This window comes from Chryseobacterium sp. PvR013 (assembly GCF_017833095.1).
Classification (GTDB): domain Bacteria; phylum Bacteroidota; class Bacteroidia; order Flavobacteriales; family Weeksellaceae; genus Chryseobacterium; species Chryseobacterium culicis_A.
Genome location: NZ_JAFIBT010000001.1, coordinates 1 through 20,083, shown reverse-complemented (window position 1 = coordinate 20,083; position 20,083 = coordinate 1). Strand labels below are relative to the sequence as shown.

Below are 20,083 nucleotides of genomic sequence, written 5' to 3'. Positions count from 1 at the left end.
AATAAGCAATAAGTCTACAAAACAGATAGACTTATAATGTTAATTTTAATTCACTTTCTGGAAATTAACTTTTTTATCATTTTTTAACATTTCAAACAATAACATAAATAATTGAATAACAAACAAATAAATCAAATAATTCTGATTTTATTTTATTAATCTACTAAATTAGTAGACTAATATGATTTATCTCATACGTCCTTTTTATCGAGGTTCATGAATTATTAAATAATTTTGACCCAGCTAAAAAAAAATAAACTTTATTCTCATGAATAAGAATACCTTTAATTCTTACGTATGCACCCTTATGGTAGCGGATTCTGCACAAAAGTGTTCTGCAGAGCCTGCCTATTCACAGCACAACTGTATTTCTAACGACATGTGCTTTGAGATGATGTGCAAGATGATGATGTCATAACTTTCTAAGAGATACATTCATTACTGTAGGAATTAAAGCCTAAGAGTTTAAGGCTTCTTTCATCCGGGTACATCTCCTGTAAATTTTACCATTTTACTTCTTATATCCTCCCTGAAAAAGGAGGCAGGGAATTATTATTTCTTACAGAGAGATCAGCAGTAATACACAATTCAGTTTTAAACCTAGATTAATATAATGAAAAAGAAACAATGCAAACTTGGTGTATTGGCCTTACTCCTATTCGCGGAATATGGTTTTGCACAAAGTAAAGACAGTCTTTCCAAGGAAACCTCCATCAAAGAAGTGGTGGTGGTAGCTTTTGGAAAGCAGAAAAAAGAAGAAATTACAGGATCTGTACAGTCACTGAAGGCTAAAGATCTCTCTAATCTTCAAAACGGAAATATTCTTCAGGGAATTGGAGGAAAAGTAGCGGGAGTACAGGTAATTTCCTCAGGGCAGCCGGGTTCCCAGCCTACCATAAGAATGAGAGGAATAGGCTCTATCAATGCTTCCAGTGATCCGTTAATTGTACTGGATGGAATTCCTTACAGCGGAAACCTGAACAGTATTGCAGCATCGGATATTGAAAGTATTTCTTTTCTTGAAGATGCTTCATCCAATGCCTTATATGGTTCCCGAGGAGCCAACGGAGTGATTATTGTGAATACCAAAAGAGGGAAAAGCAAAGGATTGAGTATTGAAGCTGATGTAAAAACAGGGGTCAATTTCAGATCTATTGAAGATTATTCCGTGTATACGTCTCCGCAGGATTATTATACCGCATATTATAACAGAGCTAGAATTGGTGAAATTGCAAGACTGAAACAACCGGGAGCTGTTCCTTCAGGCCCTTCTCCTCATGATGTGGGACTTGCTGCACTAAGCAAACTGGGATATAATGCATACAGTGTCCCTTTCAGTCAGCTGATTTCCAAGGATGGTTCTTTCAATCCCGAGGCAAAATTATTGTATCAGGATAACTGGAAGAAACTCCTCTTCAGACCTTCGTTAAGAAGAGAAGCTACGGTAGGCATCAATGCCAATAGTGACCAGGTAAAATCATATACATCCCTTAATTATCTGGATGATAAAGGATATTTGATTTCTTCAGGTTTTGAAAGATTCGGAATCAGGTCTAATGTAGACTACGCTATCACCTCAAAACTGAAATTGACCAGTGCTTTGTCTTACACTTATAGTAAACAGGATTTTGGGGAGACTGGTGGTTTCTCCAACCCTTTCCAGTTTGCCAGAAATATTGCCCCTTTTTATCCGGTTTTCCTTAGGGATAACAACTACCAGAGACTTTATGACAGCTATGGAAATGCTTTATACGACTATGGCGACGGCCAGGGTCCCAACGGTGCAACAAGATCTTATGCTGTTTTTGAAAACCCGGTTGGAAACCTTCAGAAAGATAAATCACAGATCATCAGCAATATAACTAACCTCAACCTTGGTTTAAATTATGAAATCATCAAAGGACTGGATTTTACTTATAACTTTGGGGCCTATCTTGAAAATACAAGAAACCTGCAGTTCGGAAATACGGAAGGTGGAACTTCTTCTTCTGTAGGAGGAACGATTTCACAAGGTTCTAATTTTAAATATACGCTGAACCATCAGCAATTGCTTACTTATCAGAAAAAACTGGGAAATCACAGCTTCAATCTCCTTGTAGGACATGAGCTGAACAAGATTAAAGATGATGGTTTTTCCGGTTCAAAACAGCAGCTTCTACTGCCTGACTCACAATCATTTGACAATGCCGTAAAAATTACCGATTTGTCAGGAAGCGGTTATGAATATGCTGTAGAAGGCTATTTTACAAGGTTATTGTATAATTATGACGGCAAATATTTCTTTAATGCCAATATACGCAGAGACGGTTCTTCAGTCTTTTCTCCTGAAAGCAGATGGGGAAACTTCTATGGACTAGGACTGGCATGGAATATTGCAAAAGAAGATTTTCTTAAAGATAACAGGGTAATTAATTCCCTGAAATTAAAAGCTTCTTACGGCCAGCAGGGAAATGACAACATTCTATTGAGTGGTTCCAACAGAGATTATTATGCCTACCAGGATATCTATGGAATTAATAACTTCGGGGATGACAAGCCTGTTCTCTCCCTTAAAAAACAAGGAAATAAAGATCTGAAATGGGAAACTTCCAAAAACCTGAATGCCGGTTTTGAAATCTCCCTGTTAAAAAACAGAATAAATTTAAATGCTGATTATTTTGAAAGGAAAGTTTCGGATATGATCTACACGCTTCCTCTCCCACCTTCCAATGCAGGTTCTTATGTGAAGTATGGAAATATCGGAGATATGACCAACAGAGGGGTTCAGGCTAATCTTAGTGTGGATATTCTTCGCGGTGAGGAATTCCAATGGAGCTTTTATGCCAATGCCACCCATTATAAAAATAAGATTACCCGATTGCCTGCCGAACAGAGAAATACAGGTTTAGTAACCGGTTTATTTATTCTTACAGAAGGTGGAGACCGTTATACGTATTTCCTTAAAGAATTTGCCGGAGTAAATCCTGAAAATGGAGACGCTTTATGGTATCGTACTGCCATAAACCCAACCACTCAAAAGGAAGAAAGAACGGTTACCAATAATTACAAAGAGGCTACTGATTATAATACAGGGAAATCCGCTATTCCAAAGGTGTATGGTGGATTCGGAACAGATTTTACTTTTAAGAGATTCAATCTGGCAGTGAATTTTGCGTATCAGTTCGGAGGATATGGCTATGATGATATTTACAGAAGCTTATTCCATTCTGACAGCTATGGGTCTAACTATTCAACAGATCTGGATAAAACCTGGACACCGGAAAACCCAACTGCGGCATTGCCAAGAGTAGATCTTACGGCTACCAACCAGAATGGAAATTCAACACTCTATCTGATCAAATCAGATTATATCAGCCTTCAGGATGTAACATTTTCTTATCAGCTTCCTGAGGATTTTGCAAAGCAGGCAGGGTTGTCAGGTCTGAAAATCTATCTGACAGGAAACAATTTGTATCTGTGGTCAAAGAGAAAAGGATATGACCCAAGAGCTTCACTAACAGGAGTTTCGGATTCCTACAGATATTCTCTGCTGTCAAGTGTTTCTTTAGGCTTTAAACTCAATTTTTAAAAGAACAGAATGAAAATAATAAAATACTTTATATCAGCGGTAACCATAGGTTTTATAGCGACCAGCTGTGCCAATGATCTCAATACGTTGCCGGAAGGAGATATTTCCGGTGAACAGCTGAATAATGACTCTAACAGTCCGGAAAAAATCCTGGGCGGAGTATATCTTGATCTTCGCAGCAGCGGTGCCGGCGGTACTACCGTTCACTCAGATTTCGGAATCATGGGGATCAAAGCAGGTGCAGATCTGATGTCCAATGATGTCATCCAGTCTACCAACCAGCATTTGGGAATGTTTTATAATTATGAAGCCACCAATGCCAGCAACATCGCTTCAGAAATTGTATGGACCACTTTTTATGCAAGAATATTTGTGATCAACAAACTTCTTGACAGCCTGGATAAAAATGCCAATGCAAAAAACAGGGCAATTGCAGGGCAGTTACTGGCGTTAAGAGCTTATTCTTACTTTTATCTGGTTCGTTTTTATGCTAATGATTATAATGGTCATCAGTCTGAAGCAGGACTTCCATTGGTTCTTACCGCCAATAATCCAAGCCAGGGGCTTCCGAGGTCAACAGTTGCTGAGGTGTATGTACAAATCAAAAAAGATATAGAAGAATCTGTTAGCCTTTTGGATACCTATGCCCGCCCATCCAGAGCCCAGATAGATCAAAGAGCAGCGAAAGCAATTGCAGCTGAGGTATTTTTACAAACAGGAGATTACATAAAAGCCGCTCAATATGCTGAGGAAAGTAAACAGGGCGTTGCTCTTATGACGGAGGACGATTATACCACGACCGGATTTTCAAACATCAATAATCCTGAGGTAATATGGGGTTTCCATAATACGATTTCCACGATGAGTATCGGAAATTATTATGCCTCTTTCTTCTCAATGTTTGATAATACCAATGAAGGATATGCCGGAGCAGCACAGATCCGTAAGCTGATCGACAAGCGTCTTTACGAAGCTATTCCCGCAACGGATTATCGTAAGAAAGTATTTAATGGAAGCCAGAGTGCACCATATACTTTTAATGGAAAAACAAAAAATTATCCGCCTTATGTAAGCTGGAAGTTTAAAGATCCTACCCTTTTTGAAGGAGATTATATTTATATCAGAGCTTCCTCACTGTATTATATACAAGCCGAAGCCCTTGCCAGACAGGGAAGAGAATCAGAAGCCAGACAGGTATTATTCGAAATAACTTCAAAAAGAGATAAAGCCTACACGCTGTCGGTAAAATCAGGTAGTGCGCTGATTAATGAAATTGTACTGCAAAAGAGAATAGAACTTTGGGGAGAAGGCTATGCCTGGTTTGATATGAAAAGATTAAACACCCCTTTAGAAAGAGTTTACACAGGAACGAATCACACTTTTGGAAGATTTAACCTGACACCGGATAAATTCAGATTCCAGATTCCTAATAAAGAGATTAATAATAACCCACAAATCAAGCAGAATGAGTAGATAAACAAGAAACAATTTTACATTCAAATATATTCAGTGACGAGGCGCCATTTACAAGTAAATGGCGCCTTTATTATTGACTAAGGTAAGGTTCATTTTCACTTGCTAAAAATCTTTGATTTTTTCGCGCCTTAAAATTTTACATTGAATTAAAAAAGCTTTGCGTCTTTGCGTTTTCAAAAAAATATAAATAAGAAAGGTATAATTGGAAAACGCAAAGACGCAAAATTCTATCAAGAAGGTTACTATAAGACGCAAGGATTTTATCTTCGATAAAATTGAATACTGCTTATTTCCAAGTCTCTTGCAAATTATTTATTTTATAATAATATCAGACTTATAATTATCTTTTAAAAGCTCACCATTTTTATACAACCGCTGGTTGATGATCTTTCCTTTTTCGTTGAAATAAAGCCATAAAGCATTTTTTCTTCCTAAAGAATCCAGACGTCCCATTTCTTTCGGCATTTTGTTATGGTGAAGAATCTGGATGGGAAACAAACCTTTCAAATCTTTTAAAGAATCCAATTTTTCAGGAATCAGTTCTGCTTCATTCCCTATTTTGAAAGTATACTTTTTTCCTTTATTGCTGTTTAGAATAAGCTCATCTCCTGATATGTCATATTTCCCTTCTGAAAATGGAGCTGTTGAAATCTGATCATAGCTTATATATTCTGTTTTTAAAAATTCGAAGGTTCCGTCTTTTATATACAGTGAATATACTCCACCTCCGGATTGCAGCTCAACATATTTCGGATATTCCTTATCTTTTTTACAGGAAACAAAAGATAAAAAGAGTACAAAAAGGCTTATCGATTTAATTCTCATGGAAACTAAATTATTAAAATATTTAGAATAAAAGAAAAACAGGAAATACATATATTTGGAATCCTATTTATTTTTTACCCTTTACTTTTTTCCAATAACAAAAAAACAATAATGACCACAGCAAAACTATTCTTCACAGGCTTGTTTTCCACCCTGTTATCTATTACCGCAACAGCTCAGGAAAAAGACACCTATACTCATAAAATCGACAGTATTATCACAGCATCCAGTCCGATACAATTCAACGGCGTTGTCTTGGTTGCTCAGAAAGGAAAAATACAGTATCTGAAATCCAATGGTTATAAAGATTTTGAGAAAAAAATTTCGTTGAAAACGGATGACCAGTTTGAAATTATGTCCAATTCAAAACAAATTACCGCTGTGTTGATTTTACAGGCCGCTGAACAGGGAAAACTGAACCTTCATACTCCTGTTAAAAAATACTTACCTTCCCTTACACAGACCTGGGCAGATACAGTTACGATACATCATCTCCTGAATCATACTCATGGAATTACAAATACAGAGAAACCCACAGCTTTTAAGGCAGGTTCCCAGTTCAAATATGGCAACCTTTCCTACATAATGCTGGGAGAAATTCTTAAAAATATAACCGGAAAAAGCTTTGCCGAATTAGCAAATCCTCTCTTTAAAAAGCTAAAAATGGATCAAACTTTTGTGTATAATGCCCAGAATACTCAATCTCATGTTCCTGGTTATATAAACGAGAACAATCAGTTTGAAAAAGTACAACAGTCATTTCTGAACAATGATAATGCTTCTGCAGCAGGGATCATTTCCACTGTACAGGATCTGGCAAAATGGGATCAGGCACTATTTAAAGGAAAACTGCTTTCTCCGGAATTCCAGAAACAGATGATGACCTCATCCACGACCTCTCAGCATAATGTATTTGGAAAAGAAAGCATGGGATTTGGCTATAATGTGAGGTTTATCAAAGAAGCCGGTCTGGATTATTTTGCAGTAACAGGGCTTGGTGATGGGTTTACCTGTCTTAATGTCTATTTTCCTTCCACAGATACTACATTGGTCATTCTGGAAAACCAGATGCCTAAGGACAGTCAATACTGGAGTTTTAAAGAAGCTGCGATAAAAAATACAGTGCTGAAAGCAATAACTTCTAAGTAAGTCAAAAAATTGTTTTATAAAGGATCTGTCAAAGATTTCAAAATACACAGCATTCAATTTTATCGCAGATAAAATCCTTGCGCCTTATAACAATTTTATTAATACCATTTTGCGCCTTTGCGATTTTCCAACTAAACCTTTCCTATTTATGTTTTTTTGGAAAATCGCAAAGGCGCAAAGTTTTTTTAATATTATATTTTTTAAGGTGCAAAAAAATCAAAGATTTTTAGCAAGGATAATACTTTTTACAATTTTTGACATCTATCCCGAAGATGGTAGATATTATACAATTCTTTTTAAAGCCTTTGTTTTAAGAACAGAGAAAGGTTTTTCTATCATAAACCTGTAGACCAAACCACCCAAAAGACAAGCGAAAAGACACACAAGAAGACTTATATTATCTGAAATTTCAAGTTTAAAATAATCAAAACATTCCTGTACCATATGAATAATTCCTTTATGTGAAAGATAAACAGCATAGGATAAAGCAGCCAGCTGAGCAGTAAGATAAGACTTTGAGCGATACAGAAAAGAGGATGGGGAAACCGCTGCCATAAGAATCAATCCATAACTTACAGCCACCAGTGTAAATCCAAAAACAGAAGCTGTTTGAGAAGCCTGTTCGTTACACACCCAGAATGAAATTCCCAACAGTATGATTCCAAAAAAGAAAAGTCTATTTCCATTGTGTTCCACTATTCTTTTAAACAGGGATGAATGCTGCATGAGATACCCGATCAGGACTCCTACCCCAAGTCCATCCAATCTTGTATGAGTAGGATAATATATTTTCATATACCATAATTTCCAGAAGTCTGTAGAATTTGGATCCATTGCTGCAATCCATTGATTCCACACCATCCATCTTACCATGCAAGATGATCCAATCACGACTATCATCAGATAAGGCAGATATTTGAACCATTTTATTGGGAGTAGGATTAAAAGTAATAAAGGCAGAATGAGGTAAAACTGCTCTTCAATACATAAGGACCACGCATGGGAAAATGTTCCGCGATTGATAACATCCAGTCCGTAATTTTGGGTAAAACTCACAAACTTCCACAAAGGAGATAAAGCCTCCCGTTCCCTGAAAAAAGGAAAAGTAAAGTAGAGAAAAAGGGTAAAAAAATAGGCTGGAAAGATCCTGAAAAACCGTTTTATATAGAATGTTTTCAAACCGATTTCTCCCGTATTTTTTATTTCTTGAAACAGCTGGCCGGAGATCAGGAAACCGCTCAAAACAAAAAAGAGATCCACTCCTGTCCATCCAAACCTTCCGATACTGTCAATCCAGTCCGGATGTTTAAATGCCCGGTAATGGTACATGAATACAAGTAAAATAGCAGCAGCTCTCAGATGATCCAATCCATAAAGCCTTTCAGAACGTTCCGTCATTATTTTTTTGTACAAATGTTGACAAATTTCAAACTGCTTTTTTATATAGAATCCAGACAGCACAATATTCAGGATCAACAGTAAAATATTCCTTTTGCACCGTAAATGATGTTACCCGTCATTATTTTAAAGCCATTAACATCGTATTTCTCTGAGGTAACTTAAGATTTTATATTTTTGAGGATGATGAAAACCCCATCAGAAAATCTGATCAGACAAAACCTATACTTCCAGCTGTTTTTCTGGACTGCCTTATTTTTGTTTGGAACCGCAAGAATGTATGGAGAATATAACGAAGGAGCTTTTAAAGAAGTGATCATCTACAATTTTTGTCATTGGATTTTCCAGATTGCCGGAGCCAATTTTATTTATTTCATCCTGATCCGTCATTTCTTTGACCGGAAAAAGTACCTGGAATTTGTACTGTCCCTTCTTCTTAGTCTGTATGTTATTTCTGTTATCAACCGGTTTTTTATTGTTTATCTCGCAGAACCTCTTTTCACCAATGAAGTTAAGGATAGTATTTTCAATATTTTCACAGATATTCCTTATCTTTTACTTCACTACACTTTTCCCATTATCAGCGGGGCATTTATCTTTATCTCAATCATGTTTATCATACGGTATAAAGATGAAAAGGAACGTACCATCAAACTTCAGAAGGAAAAAACAGAGCTGGAACTGCAATCTCTCAAATCTCAGCTCAACCCTCATTTTCTTTTTAATACTTTGAATAATATCTACTCTCTGTCCATCAGCCATTCTGATAAAACATCCCAATCCATCAGCCAGCTTTCGGATATTCTGGATTATATTTTATACAAAGGACAAAAAAAGTGGGTGCAGGTTTCTGATGAACTGGATATTATTAATCATTACATTGCATTGGAAAAACTTCGATATCATGATGAAAGATTAAAAATTAACCTGAACACCGTCTTACAATCGGCGAATACCATTCCGCCACTCCTCTATCTCACTCTGGTAGAAAATGCTTTTAAACATGGAGCAGGAAAAAGTTCAGAAACAACGGAAATAACGATTGAAATAGAAACGAATCCTCAGCATTCTGTTTTTAAAATTGAAAATACCTTCTCAGATTCATCCACATCTCATGAGAAAGGAATCGGACTGCAAAATATAAAAAGACAGCTTCACTATCATTATCAGGAACATTTTACTTTTCAGATCTCACAGGAAAATAATATTTTTAAAGTTGAAATAACAACGCCTTCCCATTATGATTAACTGCATTATTGTAGATGACGAGCCTTTAGCCGCATCATTACTGGAAAACCATATCTCCAAGATTGACGATCTGAAACTTACGGGAAAAGCAGAAAATGCTATGCAGGCTTATAAATTACTGCAAAACCAATCTGTTGACCTTATGTTTCTGGACATACAAATGCCTCATCTTAATGGTATAGATTTTTTGAAATCACTGCCTCAAAAGCCTAAAACCATTTTCACCACAGCCTATCGTGATTTTGCTATTGAAGGATTCGAACTCGAAGCTGTAGATTATCTCCTGAAACCTATTACCTTCGAACGTTTTTTCAAAGCTGTAGAGCGCCTGTTAAGAAATACCGTTGACCATAAAGAAGATTTCATCCTCATTAAAACAGAGGGAATGCACCGCAAACTTTTCCTATCTGAGATCGTATATTTTGAAAGCCAGGGAAACGATATTAAAATTGTCCTAACGAACCAGGAAAGCTGTATTTCAAAAAGTAAAATTACGGATCTGGAAAAAACTTTATCGGGTAAAGGTTTTGTAAGGATTCACAGATCCTTTATCGTTAATATTGCTTTTGTTACGGCTTTTAATAATAATGAATTGATTGTCAACAAATATCAAATCCCTGTCGGCAGAAGCTATAAACAAGAATTCGATGCCTTTACAGCTGCCGTTTCTAAAAACAAACTGTTGTAGTTTCTTTAATTTTAATTCACAAAACCTCTTTTTTAATAATTATTTAAAATTAATTTTTCTCCCAAACATACTGGGGTAATTTTCAATCTGTTTTTCAACGCATTACATCCTATCAATGAGCATAAATCTGTCACAAATAGAAATCACCACATTTTCAGAAAACAGGATCAAACCCATGATTAACAATTCTTTGTATAAACAATGAAATCCATAGCATCAGCAGATAATCCCTTATAAATATTAAAAAAAAATGTTACTTTTGCTTTACGAATAAAATTGCTTTTTAGCTTTTTTATGATTAAATTTATGTGCACCAAGTTTATAAAACATTAAAATTCATTCCATGAGAAAAATAATTCTACTTATTACATGTATGTTCGGTATTTCAGTTTTCTCACAGATCAAAGTGTTGAAAAATGAAAGTTTGGTGGAAATTGGTAAAGATAATTCCGTTGGTCTATATAAAAAGGAAGATAAATTTACAGTCAACTACCAGGATCTGAACACTGCTAACCTAAATACAATCCGATCTTTTTCATTCCAAAACCTTAATGGAGATGTTGCCGGATTATATAAACTTATTATGGATGGCTTCATCTCCACTCCTGATGAGAATGTTGTATTGGAACTTCCTAATGATATCATTGAACTTCATTATGAAAAAAACTATGGTCAGCAAACCATGCAGTTTATCCAGGTGATCAACAAAAACAGAAAATACATTGGAAAATCTCAGTTTTTAAACCAAAAACAGGTGGAAAAAATCTTTGGACGAACCAATGGGAAATATACCATGTATGACAAACCTGCCAGTATAAATCCTGCTGCAACCAAAGGAGCTGCCAATACAGCCTCTACAGCAACTCCTGCCTCAGGTGGTGCTAAGAAAAAATCAAGAAAATAATTATATTTTATAAATATTGCGAAACTCATTCTATCGGATGAGTTTTTTTATTTTATTTTTGCAGAAAGATCGTAAAACTTATGCCGCTTCAGATAATCAATTTAACCAAAAAATTTGGTGAACAGACTGCCCTTGACAACATCAACATTTCTATTGATAAAAATGAAATCATCGGTCTACTTGGCCCAAACGGTGCCGGAAAATCTACCCTGATGAAATCTATTGTCGGTGCACTGAAAATTGATCAGGGTGAAATCATTTTCAACGGCTTGAATATTGCTGACCGTGAGATCGAAAGCAAAAAGAAAATAGGTTTCCTTCCTGAAAACAATCCGCTTTATCTGGAGATGTATGTAAAAGAATACCTTCAGTTTGTTGCCAATATCCACAGAATCCCGGAATCCCGGGTAGATGAGGTGATTGAACTGGTAGGAATTACTCCTGAAAAATCTAAAAAGATTGGCCAGCTGTCTAAAGGATACAAACAACGTGTGGGCCTTGCTCAGGCTATTATTCATCAACCTGATTTACTGATTCTTGATGAACCTACCAATGGTCTGGATCCCAACCAGATTATTGAAATCCGTAATGTGGTAAAAGAAATTGGTCAGGAAAAAACCGTTTTACTTTCTACGCACATCATGCAGGAAGTGGAAGCGCTTTGTTCCAGAGTCATTCTGATTCATAAAGGAAATATTCTTCAGGACTGCCCTATTGATGAATTTAAAGGTAAATTTGAAAGTCTGGAAGAGGCTTTTGCTAGTTATACCGCATAAAAATAACAAAAAGCTCCAAATATTTTGGAGCTTTTTGTTTTACTTTTGTCTTTAATGTAAAGCAACTCTTACCTTAAAATCATTTAAGCCTTTCTGTTAAGAATTGTTATCCGTTTTTTCTTCAATTACAGTAACTGTTTCAGCATTTTTCTTTTGCACCTGTTCCAGGAGCTGAAGTCCTAAAAGTCCGCTGATTCCTCCATTTGCTGAATCTCCGCTTCCTCCGATTAATACTTCAGGCATAATTCTTACATTCTGACTGGCAATATTTTCCATGATTTTCAATTGGGTAAAATTATTTCCGCCCATTGCTTCTACAGATAATTTGTAGGATTCCGCATTCGATTTACCAATGGCCAGAATCTTTTCTGCTTCAGCATTACCAGTTAATGAAATCTGTTCAGCACTTGCTCTGGCCAGCAGTTCTATCTTTTCTGCTTCGGCTTTTGCAAGAAGTCTTGTTTTTTCCGCTTCCCCGGTTGCCAGAAGCTTCAATCGATCACCTTCGGCATTTGCCTGCAGTCTTACAGAATTAGCATCTCCGGTAGCCTTTTTCACCGATGCATCAGCAATTCTTTCCGCAATGACAACCCCCTGATCTGCTTTTACAATTTCCTTCTGCATATCGGCAACGGCCGTTTCTTTTTCCAGAGCCTGACGTGTTTCCTGCGCCAACATTTCGGTTTCGTAAGTAATTTTCTGCTCTTCCGCCAGTTTTCTGTCTGTTAATGTTTTCATTAAACTTTCCGGAGGAACAATAGCACCAATTAAAGTATCAACAGCATTTACATTATATTGTTCCAAAACACTGCTGATATGGTCTTTGGCCGATTGCTGTCTTTCTTTTCGCGTTCCCAGAAATGCGATCACATCACTGTCTTGCGCTGAATTTCTAAAATAATTTCCAATAGTAGGCTCTAAAACCTGACTTACAAGATTGATCATATTTCCAAAACGGGCAATGACTTTTGGGGCTTCATAGGTCGGAATATGAATAATTTGGGAAACATCCAGATTGAAAGGGAAACCGTCTTTACTACGCACCGTAATGGTGGAAAGGTTTTTATCCAGCTGGTGAGATTCGCTTCTTTCATATGCCCAGTTCAATACCAAATTGGTGGTAGGAACAAGTTCAACCTTCATGATATAAGGATTGATTGGATATTTTCCTGGACCAATAGGCTCTGCCCAAACTCCTTTATGACCTTTTTCAACGATATTTCCATGTTTAAAATCAACGCCGCTTAAATCTTTTCCTTCTTCTCCCACATAACTGATAATAACCCCAACATGGCCAATCGGAATTTCCGTCATTTTCACCATTTCCACTTTTGTAAACCAGGGATTCAGAAAGTAGGACCCAGCCAGAATTACCTGCTCCTGAAGACCTTTATATCCTCCGCTATTTAAAAAAGTATCAACATCCTGAAACTTATTATGGTCATTGATAATTTTACCTGCAATCTGACCTTCTTCTAAAGGACTTCCTTCCATTGTTGTGATAATTCCCACTGCATTGTCGGGAATCTGAGTCATATCCGTTAATTCTATTTCAAATAATAACGTATTGATTCTATAAGATCCTGGAGCAACAATAGCAGTCTGACGGCCTTTTCTTCCACCGTTTTTTAAAAAGGCCTCAGCATCCTGAAAAGAATCACAGTCAACTTTTCTGGCCAGAATCCTTCCGGTTTCCAATTCTACACCATCTTTTGCCAGTAATAATCCTATTTTACCCGTCGGAATCACTGTAAATGGCTGAAAATCGATAGAATATTGCCATATCCATTTTCTAAAATACACTCCGGGAGCCAATGTCTGAGCCTGAAAGCCCGCCTCTCCGTTGGTTGCTATAATCCTTCCTTCAGGAAGTTCCTGCTTGCCCATTAACACAAATTTTTTGGTAACCAAACCAATTCTGTCCTGAGGAACAATGATTAATCCAAAGAAAATTCTTAAAATAAATTTGTAAAAAATTACGCACAAAAGCGCAATTACAGCCGGAATCATCCAGCCATGAAAAGTTAATTCCATAGTTTGTTGTTTTTGTTTTTTGTTTAAATTTTAAAACAGGGATTGTGCTCTGGCTCTTCAGAATACGAATGAGCAGAGTATGAATTAAATGATAATTCTTTCGAAAAAATTAAGAAATTACTGGAGGGGAAGTATTAAAAATCGTGAAGATGATTTCTGATACTTTTAATAAAAAAAACTTAAAGTTAATTAGTTTCATTTTGATAATAAAGGAACGAGATCCTTTGATGGTACAAATGTACAGAAGAAAAGTATTCAGTTGTTTTAAAAATTGGCAATATTTCATATTCAAAATAATAACACATTGAAAATCAATACAATTATTTCTATAAACAGACCTCTGTCCATCTAAAAAATTTCTTTCCGACATCCTTTATTCTTTTTTTTGATTGAAATATGGCGCTATATTTGATAGACTCTGAAATGTTAACCAATAACCACTCAATATGATAAAGCACATTTTATTAGGGACTTTCTGCCTGGCTCAGTTTTCATTTGTGTATGCTAAAGAGGTTCCGAATCCGAAAACAGACCGTTTTATAACTTCTTCCGTGCTTCAGCAGGTACCGAAGACCGTTATTATCAAAACCAAAAAGTTCAAAATCAGAATAGACAAGCAGCCGAATGGCAAGTACCTTTATCAATCATGGAATGCCAATGCAAAGATTACGGCTAAACCAAGCATGATCATCAGTGATGGCGAACTGATCCCTGATGGTACTGGAGGAAATTATTATATCAACTTCAACAATGAGGGACACAGCTATCAGGTTTGGAGAAATTATCTTACAGATTCTGCGAAAAAAGCACCTTATACTTTGGTTGTAAATGATGCTAACGACCGTGAGATCGTACGTCAGGACGGATACGTGGTAAAAAATTAAAGCTGGAAGATGGAGGTGAGAAGCTGGAAGTTGTTATCGTCCTTCTATAACTTCTCTTTAAGAACTCAAAACCGTTTTCCACTCTTATAAAATAAAAATCCTGTATTGATTGATACAGGATTCTTTATGTTCCGGATTGTCTCAATTCTGTAAAAAAGGCACTTTCTTCATAGCTTTCTTTTGCTGCCTGGTAACCGATATTGAAGATCTGCTCCAATCTGTCTTTTCTGCGTTCAAAAGTTCCGTAAGAAGATAATTTTTGAGAGGAAATGAACCAGTCACAGTAATCGAATTTTACTTTTTCAATTCTGTAGGAAAGAAGGTCGTAAGAACGCGAAACGATTGCTTTAATAGAGTTCAGGTCTTTAATCTTCGCTTCGTTGGGTGGAGAAACGAATACACCAATCAGTTTATCACAATCTTCTCTGATGATATCTGCAGGAAAATTATTCAGAACTCCTCCGTCACAGTACATTTCCTCACCAATGATGTAAGGGGTCGTAATTCCCGGAATAGAACATGAAGCAATGACTGCATCAACAATTTCAAAATCTTTATCAAAAATTTTCTGGGTTCCTGCTACTAATTCGGTTGCTACAATTTTCACTTCGATATCAAGATCTCCCAATTTCATTTCATGGAATATCGGTTTCAGATAGTTTCTGAAGATCACCGAAGAAACAAGCCCCGGCTGATTGAATGTAAAATGCTTCCAATTGAAAAAATATATGGAATTGAAGAATTCCAGAATTTCTTCCGGAGTTTTTCCGATGGCATGAAGGCAGCCTACAATAGACCCTGCGCTACAGCAGGAAAGGATGTCAACCTCAATTTCTTTTTCCTGTAAGAATTTTAATACTCCTGCATGAGCGATTCCTTTGGTACCGCCGCCTGATAAAACAAGTCCTACTCTCTCAAAATTCATAGAATAAATGTATGAAAACAGCCTGAGATAAATAAGTTAATTTTTATAAATATGCTAATTTTAAAATTATTTTAATAAAATCAGTGGTTTTATAGATTTATTTAAACAAAAAAAAGCCTGGATTTCTCCGGGCTTTTATATTATAGATTTCTGTTAATTTCAGAATTAAATGTGAATCACTTCACCATACGCAGCAGCAGCAGCTTCCATAATTGCTTCAGAAACTGTTGGGTGCGGGTGAATAGATTTGATGATCTCGTGACCTGTAGTTTCTAATTTTCTGGCAACAACAGCTTCAGCAACCATATCAGTTACGCCTTCACCAATCATGTGGCATCCTAACCACTCACCGTATTTAGCATCGAAAATCACTTTGATAAATCCATCTGTGTTTCCGTTTGCAGTAGCTTTACCACTTGCAGAAAGAGGGAATTTACCTACTTTGATTTCATATCCTTTTTCTTTAGCCTGCTTTTCAGTAAGACCTACAGAAGCTACTTCAGGGTGGCAGTATGTACATCCAGGGATATTGCCATAGTCGATTTTCTCAACGTGCATTCCTTTAATTTTCTCAACACAAGTGATTCCTTCTGCAGAAGCAACGTGAGCCAATGCCTGAGTTGGGATGATATCTCCGATGGCATAGTAACCAGGTACTGAAGTTTCATACCATTCGTTTACCAATACTCTTCCTTTATCTGTTTGGATTCCTACTTCTTCTAATCCGATGTTTTCGATATTAGCAGCAATACCTACAGCAGATAATAAGATATCAGCTTCAAGAGTGATGGTTCCGTTAGCTGTTTTCACAGTAGCTTTCACACCTTCCCCTGTTGTATCAACACTTTCTACAGAAGCGTTTGTCATGATCTCAATTCCTGTCTTTTTCAGAGATTTCTCTAAGTGTTTAGAGATTTCCTCATCTTCTACAGGTACGATGTTTGGCATAAATTCAACAACAGTAACTTTAGTTCCCATTGTGTTATAGAAGTCAGCAAATTCTACCCCGATAGCTCCAGAACCTACAACGATCATAGATTTCGGCTGCTCAGGAAGAGATAATGCCTGTCTGTATCCGATTACTTTTTTACCATCCTGTGGTAAGTTTGGTAATTCTCTTGAACGAGCACCTGTAGCGATAATGATGTGAGTACCTGTATATTCAGTTACTTTTCCTTCTTTATCTGTAACAGAAACTTTTTTACCTTTCTGTACTTTTGCAGTACCAAGAATTACGTCAATCTTATTCTTTTTCATCAAGAATTCGATTCCTTTGCTCATTTTGCTGGCAACACCACGGCTTCTCTGAATTACATTCGGGAATTCAAAGCTTGCCTCCACTTTATTTAAACCATAATCTTCAGCATGGTTGATATAATGAAAAACCTGAGCAGATTTCAATAAAGCTTTAGTGGGAATACATCCCCAGTTAAGGCAGATTCCTCCTAAATTTTCTTTCTCGATAATTGCGGTTTTGAAACCTAATTGCGCTGCTCTGATCGCAGTAACATATCCACCAGGACCACTTCCAATGACAATAATATCGTAATTCATTACTTTAAAAATTTTTATGCGAATTTAAGGAAAAATATTGGATGTTTCATGTTTCTGTAAACTGATCTTAAAATGCATCAATAAAGCTATTTTCATTCAATTTTACACAAAGAAAGAGAACACAAAACGCGTTCTCTTTCAATAAATTTTCTTTTACATTGAAAACTTCTCAAAATTTAAAATATAAAAAACGGATTTTCTTATTTTAATAACCGCAAAAATTCTGTATTATTTTGCCTGTCTAAGTAATCGTTTTTCAGCCGCATATCTTTCGTTTAAGGCTTTCATCTGATCTCTCTTCATCTGCTTGGTAGCAAGAGGGTGATTAAGAATGAGTTTTTTCTCTGTATTATATTTTTTGGTAAGCTCCTGCATTTTAATATTCACCAATTCACTTTTTGAAGGATGTGGAGGAACTGGCGGATGTTTTTGAGCTGAAACATTCATTGATAAGCCTAGTAACAATACTGTTGAAATTAATAACTTTTTCATAATATTCTTATTTTCGAATGATTTTCAATTAATTAAATTCATTCCGGTTCATGATAAATCTTACATATATCATACCAATATTTTTTTCAAAGAAAAGAAAATGCATATCCAATTGAGGATTGATTTGAAATAAATGACTCTGGTAATGGTCTATTTTTCATACATTTATTTATCTTTTAAATTTAAACAAGTACTTATAAAAACTATGAAAAAAAATGATCTGACCCAAGACAATATCTGGATGAAGGAACCGGAAGATCATGATTTTCCTGCAGCACAGGACTATCTTGAACTTCTTTTCCTGCCCGGTGAAGCACAAAAAATGGTTGAAAAATTAAAGGCTGCGCCTACCCTCATTAAAAAATCGAAAGACATCTTAAGAGCCAGTAAACTTTCTCTGCTTCCTGAAACGAATATTCATGTGAAGGAAAACCTGAAAAAAGTAGAAAAAAATAAAAAACTTTCACCGATATTATTGGTGAGAGGGGAAAATGAACTCATCATTGCGGATGGATATCACCGCCTTTGCTCCAGCTATTACCTCACGGAAGATTTGGAGGTTCCCTGCAGATTGATTTAGATTTTTTTATAAAACAACTCCTATCACTTAAAAGGGAATTAAAATAAAAATATTTAAAATATTCAGTTTCAGTTGATTTTTAGCTATTTTTTTTTATATTTTTGTTTAAACCCAATTTTATACAATATGAAAAAATACATCTCGATTCTTTTATTCGCTGCTGTTCCCTTAACTGCACAAGTAGGTATTAATACCACAACCCCTAACAGTACGCTTGCCGTGAATGGTTCCTTAAGGGCTGGATATAGCGAAGTCACAGCCACTACTTATAGTATTCTGACGACCGATCATTATATTACTTATAATGGAACGGCCGATGCTACATTTACTCTTCCCGTCATCGGAACCGGAACCACAAGTTTTACAGGGAGAATTTATAAGATCAAAAACATTTCGCCAAATGCGATTACACTACAGGCTTCCAGTGGAAATACCTTAAGAATTGACAACACTCCTGTTGCTTCTTTTATGATTCCTACAGGGGCCTATGCTGAGGTGGTAAACAACAGCAATACAACTGGTGGAACATGGGATTTATCTTTTACCGTTCTTCCAAAACCGAGCAACGTGGAAATTTATGGTACACAAGTTCTCATTCCTCCTCATAGGCTGGGAACCGCACCTGTTGCTGACTGGACCGCTCATGGTAATGCAGGTTATGATACAGGAGCAGCAAACGACAGATGGTGGATCATTAGTAAAACATCTGTAGATAATGCTCACACTGCTCTTTATTCCAATGCCAGCAGAATGACCTTGGTTTATGAATATCAGGGCACTCCGTTCAACGTTAACAATATGTATCCCATCCTTACTGCAGGAAATAATTCAAGTTTCCCGGATGTATTTACAGCATCTTTTGTAAGCCTTGCCAATAATGGTACTGCAGGAAGAACAAGACTTACTGTATCTGTGGCCCGTATAGACTTTATCGGAAATAACGGATCTAATAACAGTAACTGGACAGGAACATTCTTGCTGAACGTTCTACTGGCAAGAAAATACTAAACATCTATAACAGATATATAAAAAGAGCAGAAATTTCTGCTCTTTTTTGCTTTATAAAACTTCAATATTCTGTTTTAAAGGAAGGCTTTTGGATGAGTTTCCAACCATAATCCTATAGGTTCCTTTTTCTACAGTCCATTCCATTTTTTCATTCAGAAACTGTAAGTGTTTTATGGGAACTTCAATGGTAACAGATTTGGATTCTCCGGGCTGCAATGCTACTTTCTGAAATCCTTTGAGCTCAATAACCGGTCTGGAAACAGAAGCCAATACGTCTTTCACATACAGCTGAACGACTTCGCTACCCGCTTTTGACCCTGTATTTTTCACATTGACTTTAGCCATAATGGTTTCATTTTCTGAATATTTGGTTTTATCCAGCTGTAACCCGGAAATTTCAAAGGTGGTATAACTTAAACCAAAGCCAAACGGATACAATGGCTCACCACTCAGATCATAATAGTCATTTCCTCTTCCTGTAGGATGGTGATTATAAGTTAAAGGAAGCTGGCCTTCTTCAGTAGGAAATGTTATTGGTAATTTCCCGGATGGATTCTCTGCTCCGAAAAGTGTT

Annotated in this window: 18 protein-coding genes; 11 read left to right on the top strand and 7 right to left on the bottom strand. The window is 36.3% G+C overall.

Annotated elements, in window-relative coordinates:
* Positions 1–268: 268 nt before the first annotated feature.
* The 3 genes from JOE44_RS00090 to JOE44_RS00080 all read left to right on the top strand — a co-directional run bounded on the left by JOE44_RS00090 (position 269) and on the right by JOE44_RS00080 (position 5,041).
* Positions 269–418 (top strand): hypothetical protein, encoded by a 150-nt coding sequence (locus JOE44_RS00090; RefSeq protein WP_209783792.1) that lies wholly within the window; start codon positions 269–271, stop codon positions 416–418.
* Positions 419–613: 195 nt separating this feature from the next.
* Complete coding sequence (locus tag JOE44_RS00085) at positions 614–3,568, top strand: SusC/RagA family TonB-linked outer membrane protein (RefSeq protein WP_209783791.1); 2,955 nt, start codon at positions 614–616, stop codon at positions 3,566–3,568.
* A 9-nt stretch (positions 3,569–3,577) separates the two neighbouring features.
* Positions 3,578–5,041, top strand: a complete 1,464-nt coding sequence (locus JOE44_RS00080) for a RagB/SusD family nutrient uptake outer membrane protein (protein WP_209783790.1) — start codon at positions 3,578–3,580, stop codon at positions 5,039–5,041.
* Between the two features lie 315 nt (positions 5,042–5,356).
* Here the strand turns inward: JOE44_RS00080 and JOE44_RS00075 are convergent, their stop codons facing one another.
* Positions 5,357–5,869, bottom strand: coding sequence for a hypothetical protein (locus JOE44_RS00075; protein WP_209783789.1), 513 nt, complete (start codon positions 5,867–5,869; stop codon positions 5,357–5,359).
* Positions 5,870–5,980: 111 nt separating this feature from the next.
* On the opposite strand from JOE44_RS00075, the gene JOE44_RS00070 reads away from it, so the two are divergent.
* Entirely contained in the window at positions 5,981–7,018 is a 1,038-nt protein-coding gene (locus tag JOE44_RS00070) for a serine hydrolase domain-containing protein (RefSeq protein ID WP_209783788.1), read from the top strand.
* Positions 7,019–7,300: 282 nt separating this feature from the next.
* Here JOE44_RS00070 and JOE44_RS00065 read toward each other — a convergent pair whose 3' ends face one another.
* The gene (locus JOE44_RS00065) at positions 7,301–8,416 is read right to left on the bottom strand and encodes an acyltransferase (protein WP_209783787.1); all 1,116 of its coding nucleotides are present in this window, start codon (positions 8,414–8,416) and stop codon (positions 7,301–7,303) included.
* A gap of 183 nt (positions 8,417–8,599) precedes the next feature.
* On the opposite strand from JOE44_RS00065, the gene JOE44_RS00060 reads away from it, so the two are divergent.
* The 4 genes from JOE44_RS00060 to JOE44_RS00045 all read left to right on the top strand — a co-directional run bounded on the left by JOE44_RS00060 (position 8,600) and on the right by JOE44_RS00045 (position 12,032).
* Positions 8,600–9,664, top strand: a complete 1,065-nt coding sequence (locus tag JOE44_RS00060) for a sensor histidine kinase (protein WP_209783786.1) — start codon at positions 8,600–8,602, stop codon at positions 9,662–9,664.
* Positions 9,657–10,352 (top strand): LytTR family DNA-binding domain-containing protein, encoded by a 696-nt coding sequence (locus tag JOE44_RS00055; protein ID WP_209783785.1) that lies wholly within the window; start codon positions 9,657–9,659, stop codon positions 10,350–10,352. The genes JOE44_RS00060 and JOE44_RS00055 overlap by 8 nt, the downstream gene beginning before the upstream one ends.
* Before the next feature lie 343 nt (positions 10,353–10,695).
* Complete coding sequence (locus JOE44_RS00050; RefSeq protein WP_105680800.1) at positions 10,696–11,256, top strand: hypothetical protein; 561 nt, start codon at positions 10,696–10,698, stop codon at positions 11,254–11,256.
* 80 nt (positions 11,257–11,336) lie between these two features.
* Positions 11,337–12,032, top strand: a complete 696-nt coding sequence (locus tag JOE44_RS00045; RefSeq protein ID WP_209783784.1) for an ATP-binding cassette domain-containing protein — start codon at positions 11,337–11,339, stop codon at positions 12,030–12,032.
* 96 nt (positions 12,033–12,128) lie between these two features.
* Here JOE44_RS00045 and JOE44_RS00040 read toward each other — a convergent pair whose 3' ends face one another.
* Positions 12,129–14,066 carry an SPFH domain-containing protein gene (locus JOE44_RS00040; RefSeq protein WP_209783783.1) on the bottom strand — a complete coding sequence of 646 codons (1,938 nt, stop codon included), beginning with the start codon at positions 14,064–14,066 and terminating at the stop codon, positions 12,129–12,131.
* 446 nt (positions 14,067–14,512) lie between these two features.
* On the opposite strand from JOE44_RS00040, the gene JOE44_RS00035 reads away from it, so the two are divergent.
* Complete coding sequence (locus tag JOE44_RS00035; RefSeq protein WP_209783782.1) at positions 14,513–14,950, top strand: hypothetical protein; 438 nt, start codon at positions 14,513–14,515, stop codon at positions 14,948–14,950.
* A 124-nt stretch (positions 14,951–15,074) separates the two neighbouring features.
* Here the strand turns inward: JOE44_RS00035 and JOE44_RS00030 are convergent, their stop codons facing one another.
* From JOE44_RS00030 to JOE44_RS00020, 3 genes are all read right to left on the bottom strand, one after another.
* Positions 15,075–15,875, bottom strand: coding sequence for a patatin-like phospholipase family protein (locus JOE44_RS00030; protein ID WP_209783781.1), 801 nt, complete (start codon positions 15,873–15,875; stop codon positions 15,075–15,077).
* 165 nt (positions 15,876–16,040) lie between these two features.
* Positions 16,041–17,429 (bottom strand): dihydrolipoyl dehydrogenase, encoded by a 1,389-nt coding sequence (lpdA, locus tag JOE44_RS00025; RefSeq protein WP_105680808.1) that lies wholly within the window; start codon positions 17,427–17,429, stop codon positions 16,041–16,043.
* Between the two features lie 228 nt (positions 17,430–17,657).
* Positions 17,658–17,921: a hypothetical protein gene (locus JOE44_RS00020; RefSeq protein WP_209783780.1), complete on the bottom strand. Its 264-nt coding sequence runs from the start codon at positions 17,919–17,921 to the stop codon at positions 17,658–17,660.
* A gap of 205 nt (positions 17,922–18,126) precedes the next feature.
* Here JOE44_RS00020 and JOE44_RS00015 point away from each other — a divergent pair, with 205 nt between their 5' ends.
* Together JOE44_RS00015 and JOE44_RS00010 are read left to right on the top strand one after the other, a co-directional pair.
* Positions 18,127–18,501, top strand: a complete 375-nt coding sequence (locus tag JOE44_RS00015; protein WP_209783779.1) for a hypothetical protein — start codon at positions 18,127–18,129, stop codon at positions 18,499–18,501.
* A 126-nt stretch (positions 18,502–18,627) separates the two neighbouring features.
* Positions 18,628–19,509 (top strand): hypothetical protein, encoded by an 882-nt coding sequence (locus tag JOE44_RS00010; RefSeq protein ID WP_209783778.1) that lies wholly within the window; start codon positions 18,628–18,630, stop codon positions 19,507–19,509.
* 51 nt (positions 19,510–19,560) lie between these two features.
* Here JOE44_RS00010 and JOE44_RS00005 read toward each other — a convergent pair.
* Positions 19,561–20,083, bottom strand: a 523-nt coding sequence (locus JOE44_RS00005) for a fibronectin type III-like domain-contianing protein (protein ID WP_209783777.1), incomplete at its 5' end; no start/stop codon positions are given.

Coding starts and splice junctions, on each gene's coding strand:
- JOE44_RS00090 (WP_209783792.1), top strand. CDS start 269: ATGAATAAGAATACCTTTAATTCTTACGTATGCACCCTTATGGTAGCG.
- JOE44_RS00085 (WP_209783791.1), top strand. CDS start 614: ATGAAAAAGAAACAATGCAAACTTGGTGTATTGGCCTTACTCCTATTC.
- JOE44_RS00080 (WP_209783790.1), top strand. CDS start 3,578: ATGAAAATAATAAAATACTTTATATCAGCGGTAACCATAGGTTTTATA.
- JOE44_RS00075 (WP_209783789.1), bottom strand. CDS start 5,869: ATGAGAATTAAATCGATAAGCCTTTTTGTACTCTTTTTATCTTTTGTT.
- JOE44_RS00070 (WP_209783788.1), top strand. CDS start 5,981: ATGACCACAGCAAAACTATTCTTCACAGGCTTGTTTTCCACCCTGTTA.
- JOE44_RS00065 (WP_209783787.1), bottom strand. CDS start 8,416: ATGACGGAACGTTCTGAAAGGCTTTATGGATTGGATCATCTGAGAGCT.
- JOE44_RS00060 (WP_209783786.1), top strand. CDS start 8,600: ATGATGAAAACCCCATCAGAAAATCTGATCAGACAAAACCTATACTTC.
- JOE44_RS00055 (WP_209783785.1), top strand. CDS start 9,657: ATGATTAACTGCATTATTGTAGATGACGAGCCTTTAGCCGCATCATTA.
- JOE44_RS00050 (WP_105680800.1), top strand. CDS start 10,696: ATGAGAAAAATAATTCTACTTATTACATGTATGTTCGGTATTTCAGTT.
- JOE44_RS00045 (WP_209783784.1), top strand. CDS start 11,337: ATGCCGCTTCAGATAATCAATTTAACCAAAAAATTTGGTGAACAGACT.
- JOE44_RS00040 (WP_209783783.1), bottom strand. CDS start 14,066: ATGGAATTAACTTTTCATGGCTGGATGATTCCGGCTGTAATTGCGCTT.
- JOE44_RS00035 (WP_209783782.1), top strand. CDS start 14,513: ATGATAAAGCACATTTTATTAGGGACTTTCTGCCTGGCTCAGTTTTCA.
- JOE44_RS00030 (WP_209783781.1), bottom strand. CDS start 15,875: ATGAATTTTGAGAGAGTAGGACTTGTTTTATCAGGCGGCGGTACCAAA.
- lpdA (WP_105680808.1), bottom strand. CDS start 17,429: ATGAATTACGATATTATTGTCATTGGAAGTGGTCCTGGTGGATATGTT.
- JOE44_RS00020 (WP_209783780.1), bottom strand. CDS start 17,921: ATGAAAAAGTTATTAATTTCAACAGTATTGTTACTAGGCTTATCAATG.
- JOE44_RS00015 (WP_209783779.1), top strand. CDS start 18,127: ATGAAAAAAAATGATCTGACCCAAGACAATATCTGGATGAAGGAACCG.
- JOE44_RS00010 (WP_209783778.1), top strand. CDS start 18,628: ATGAAAAAATACATCTCGATTCTTTTATTCGCTGCTGTTCCCTTAACT.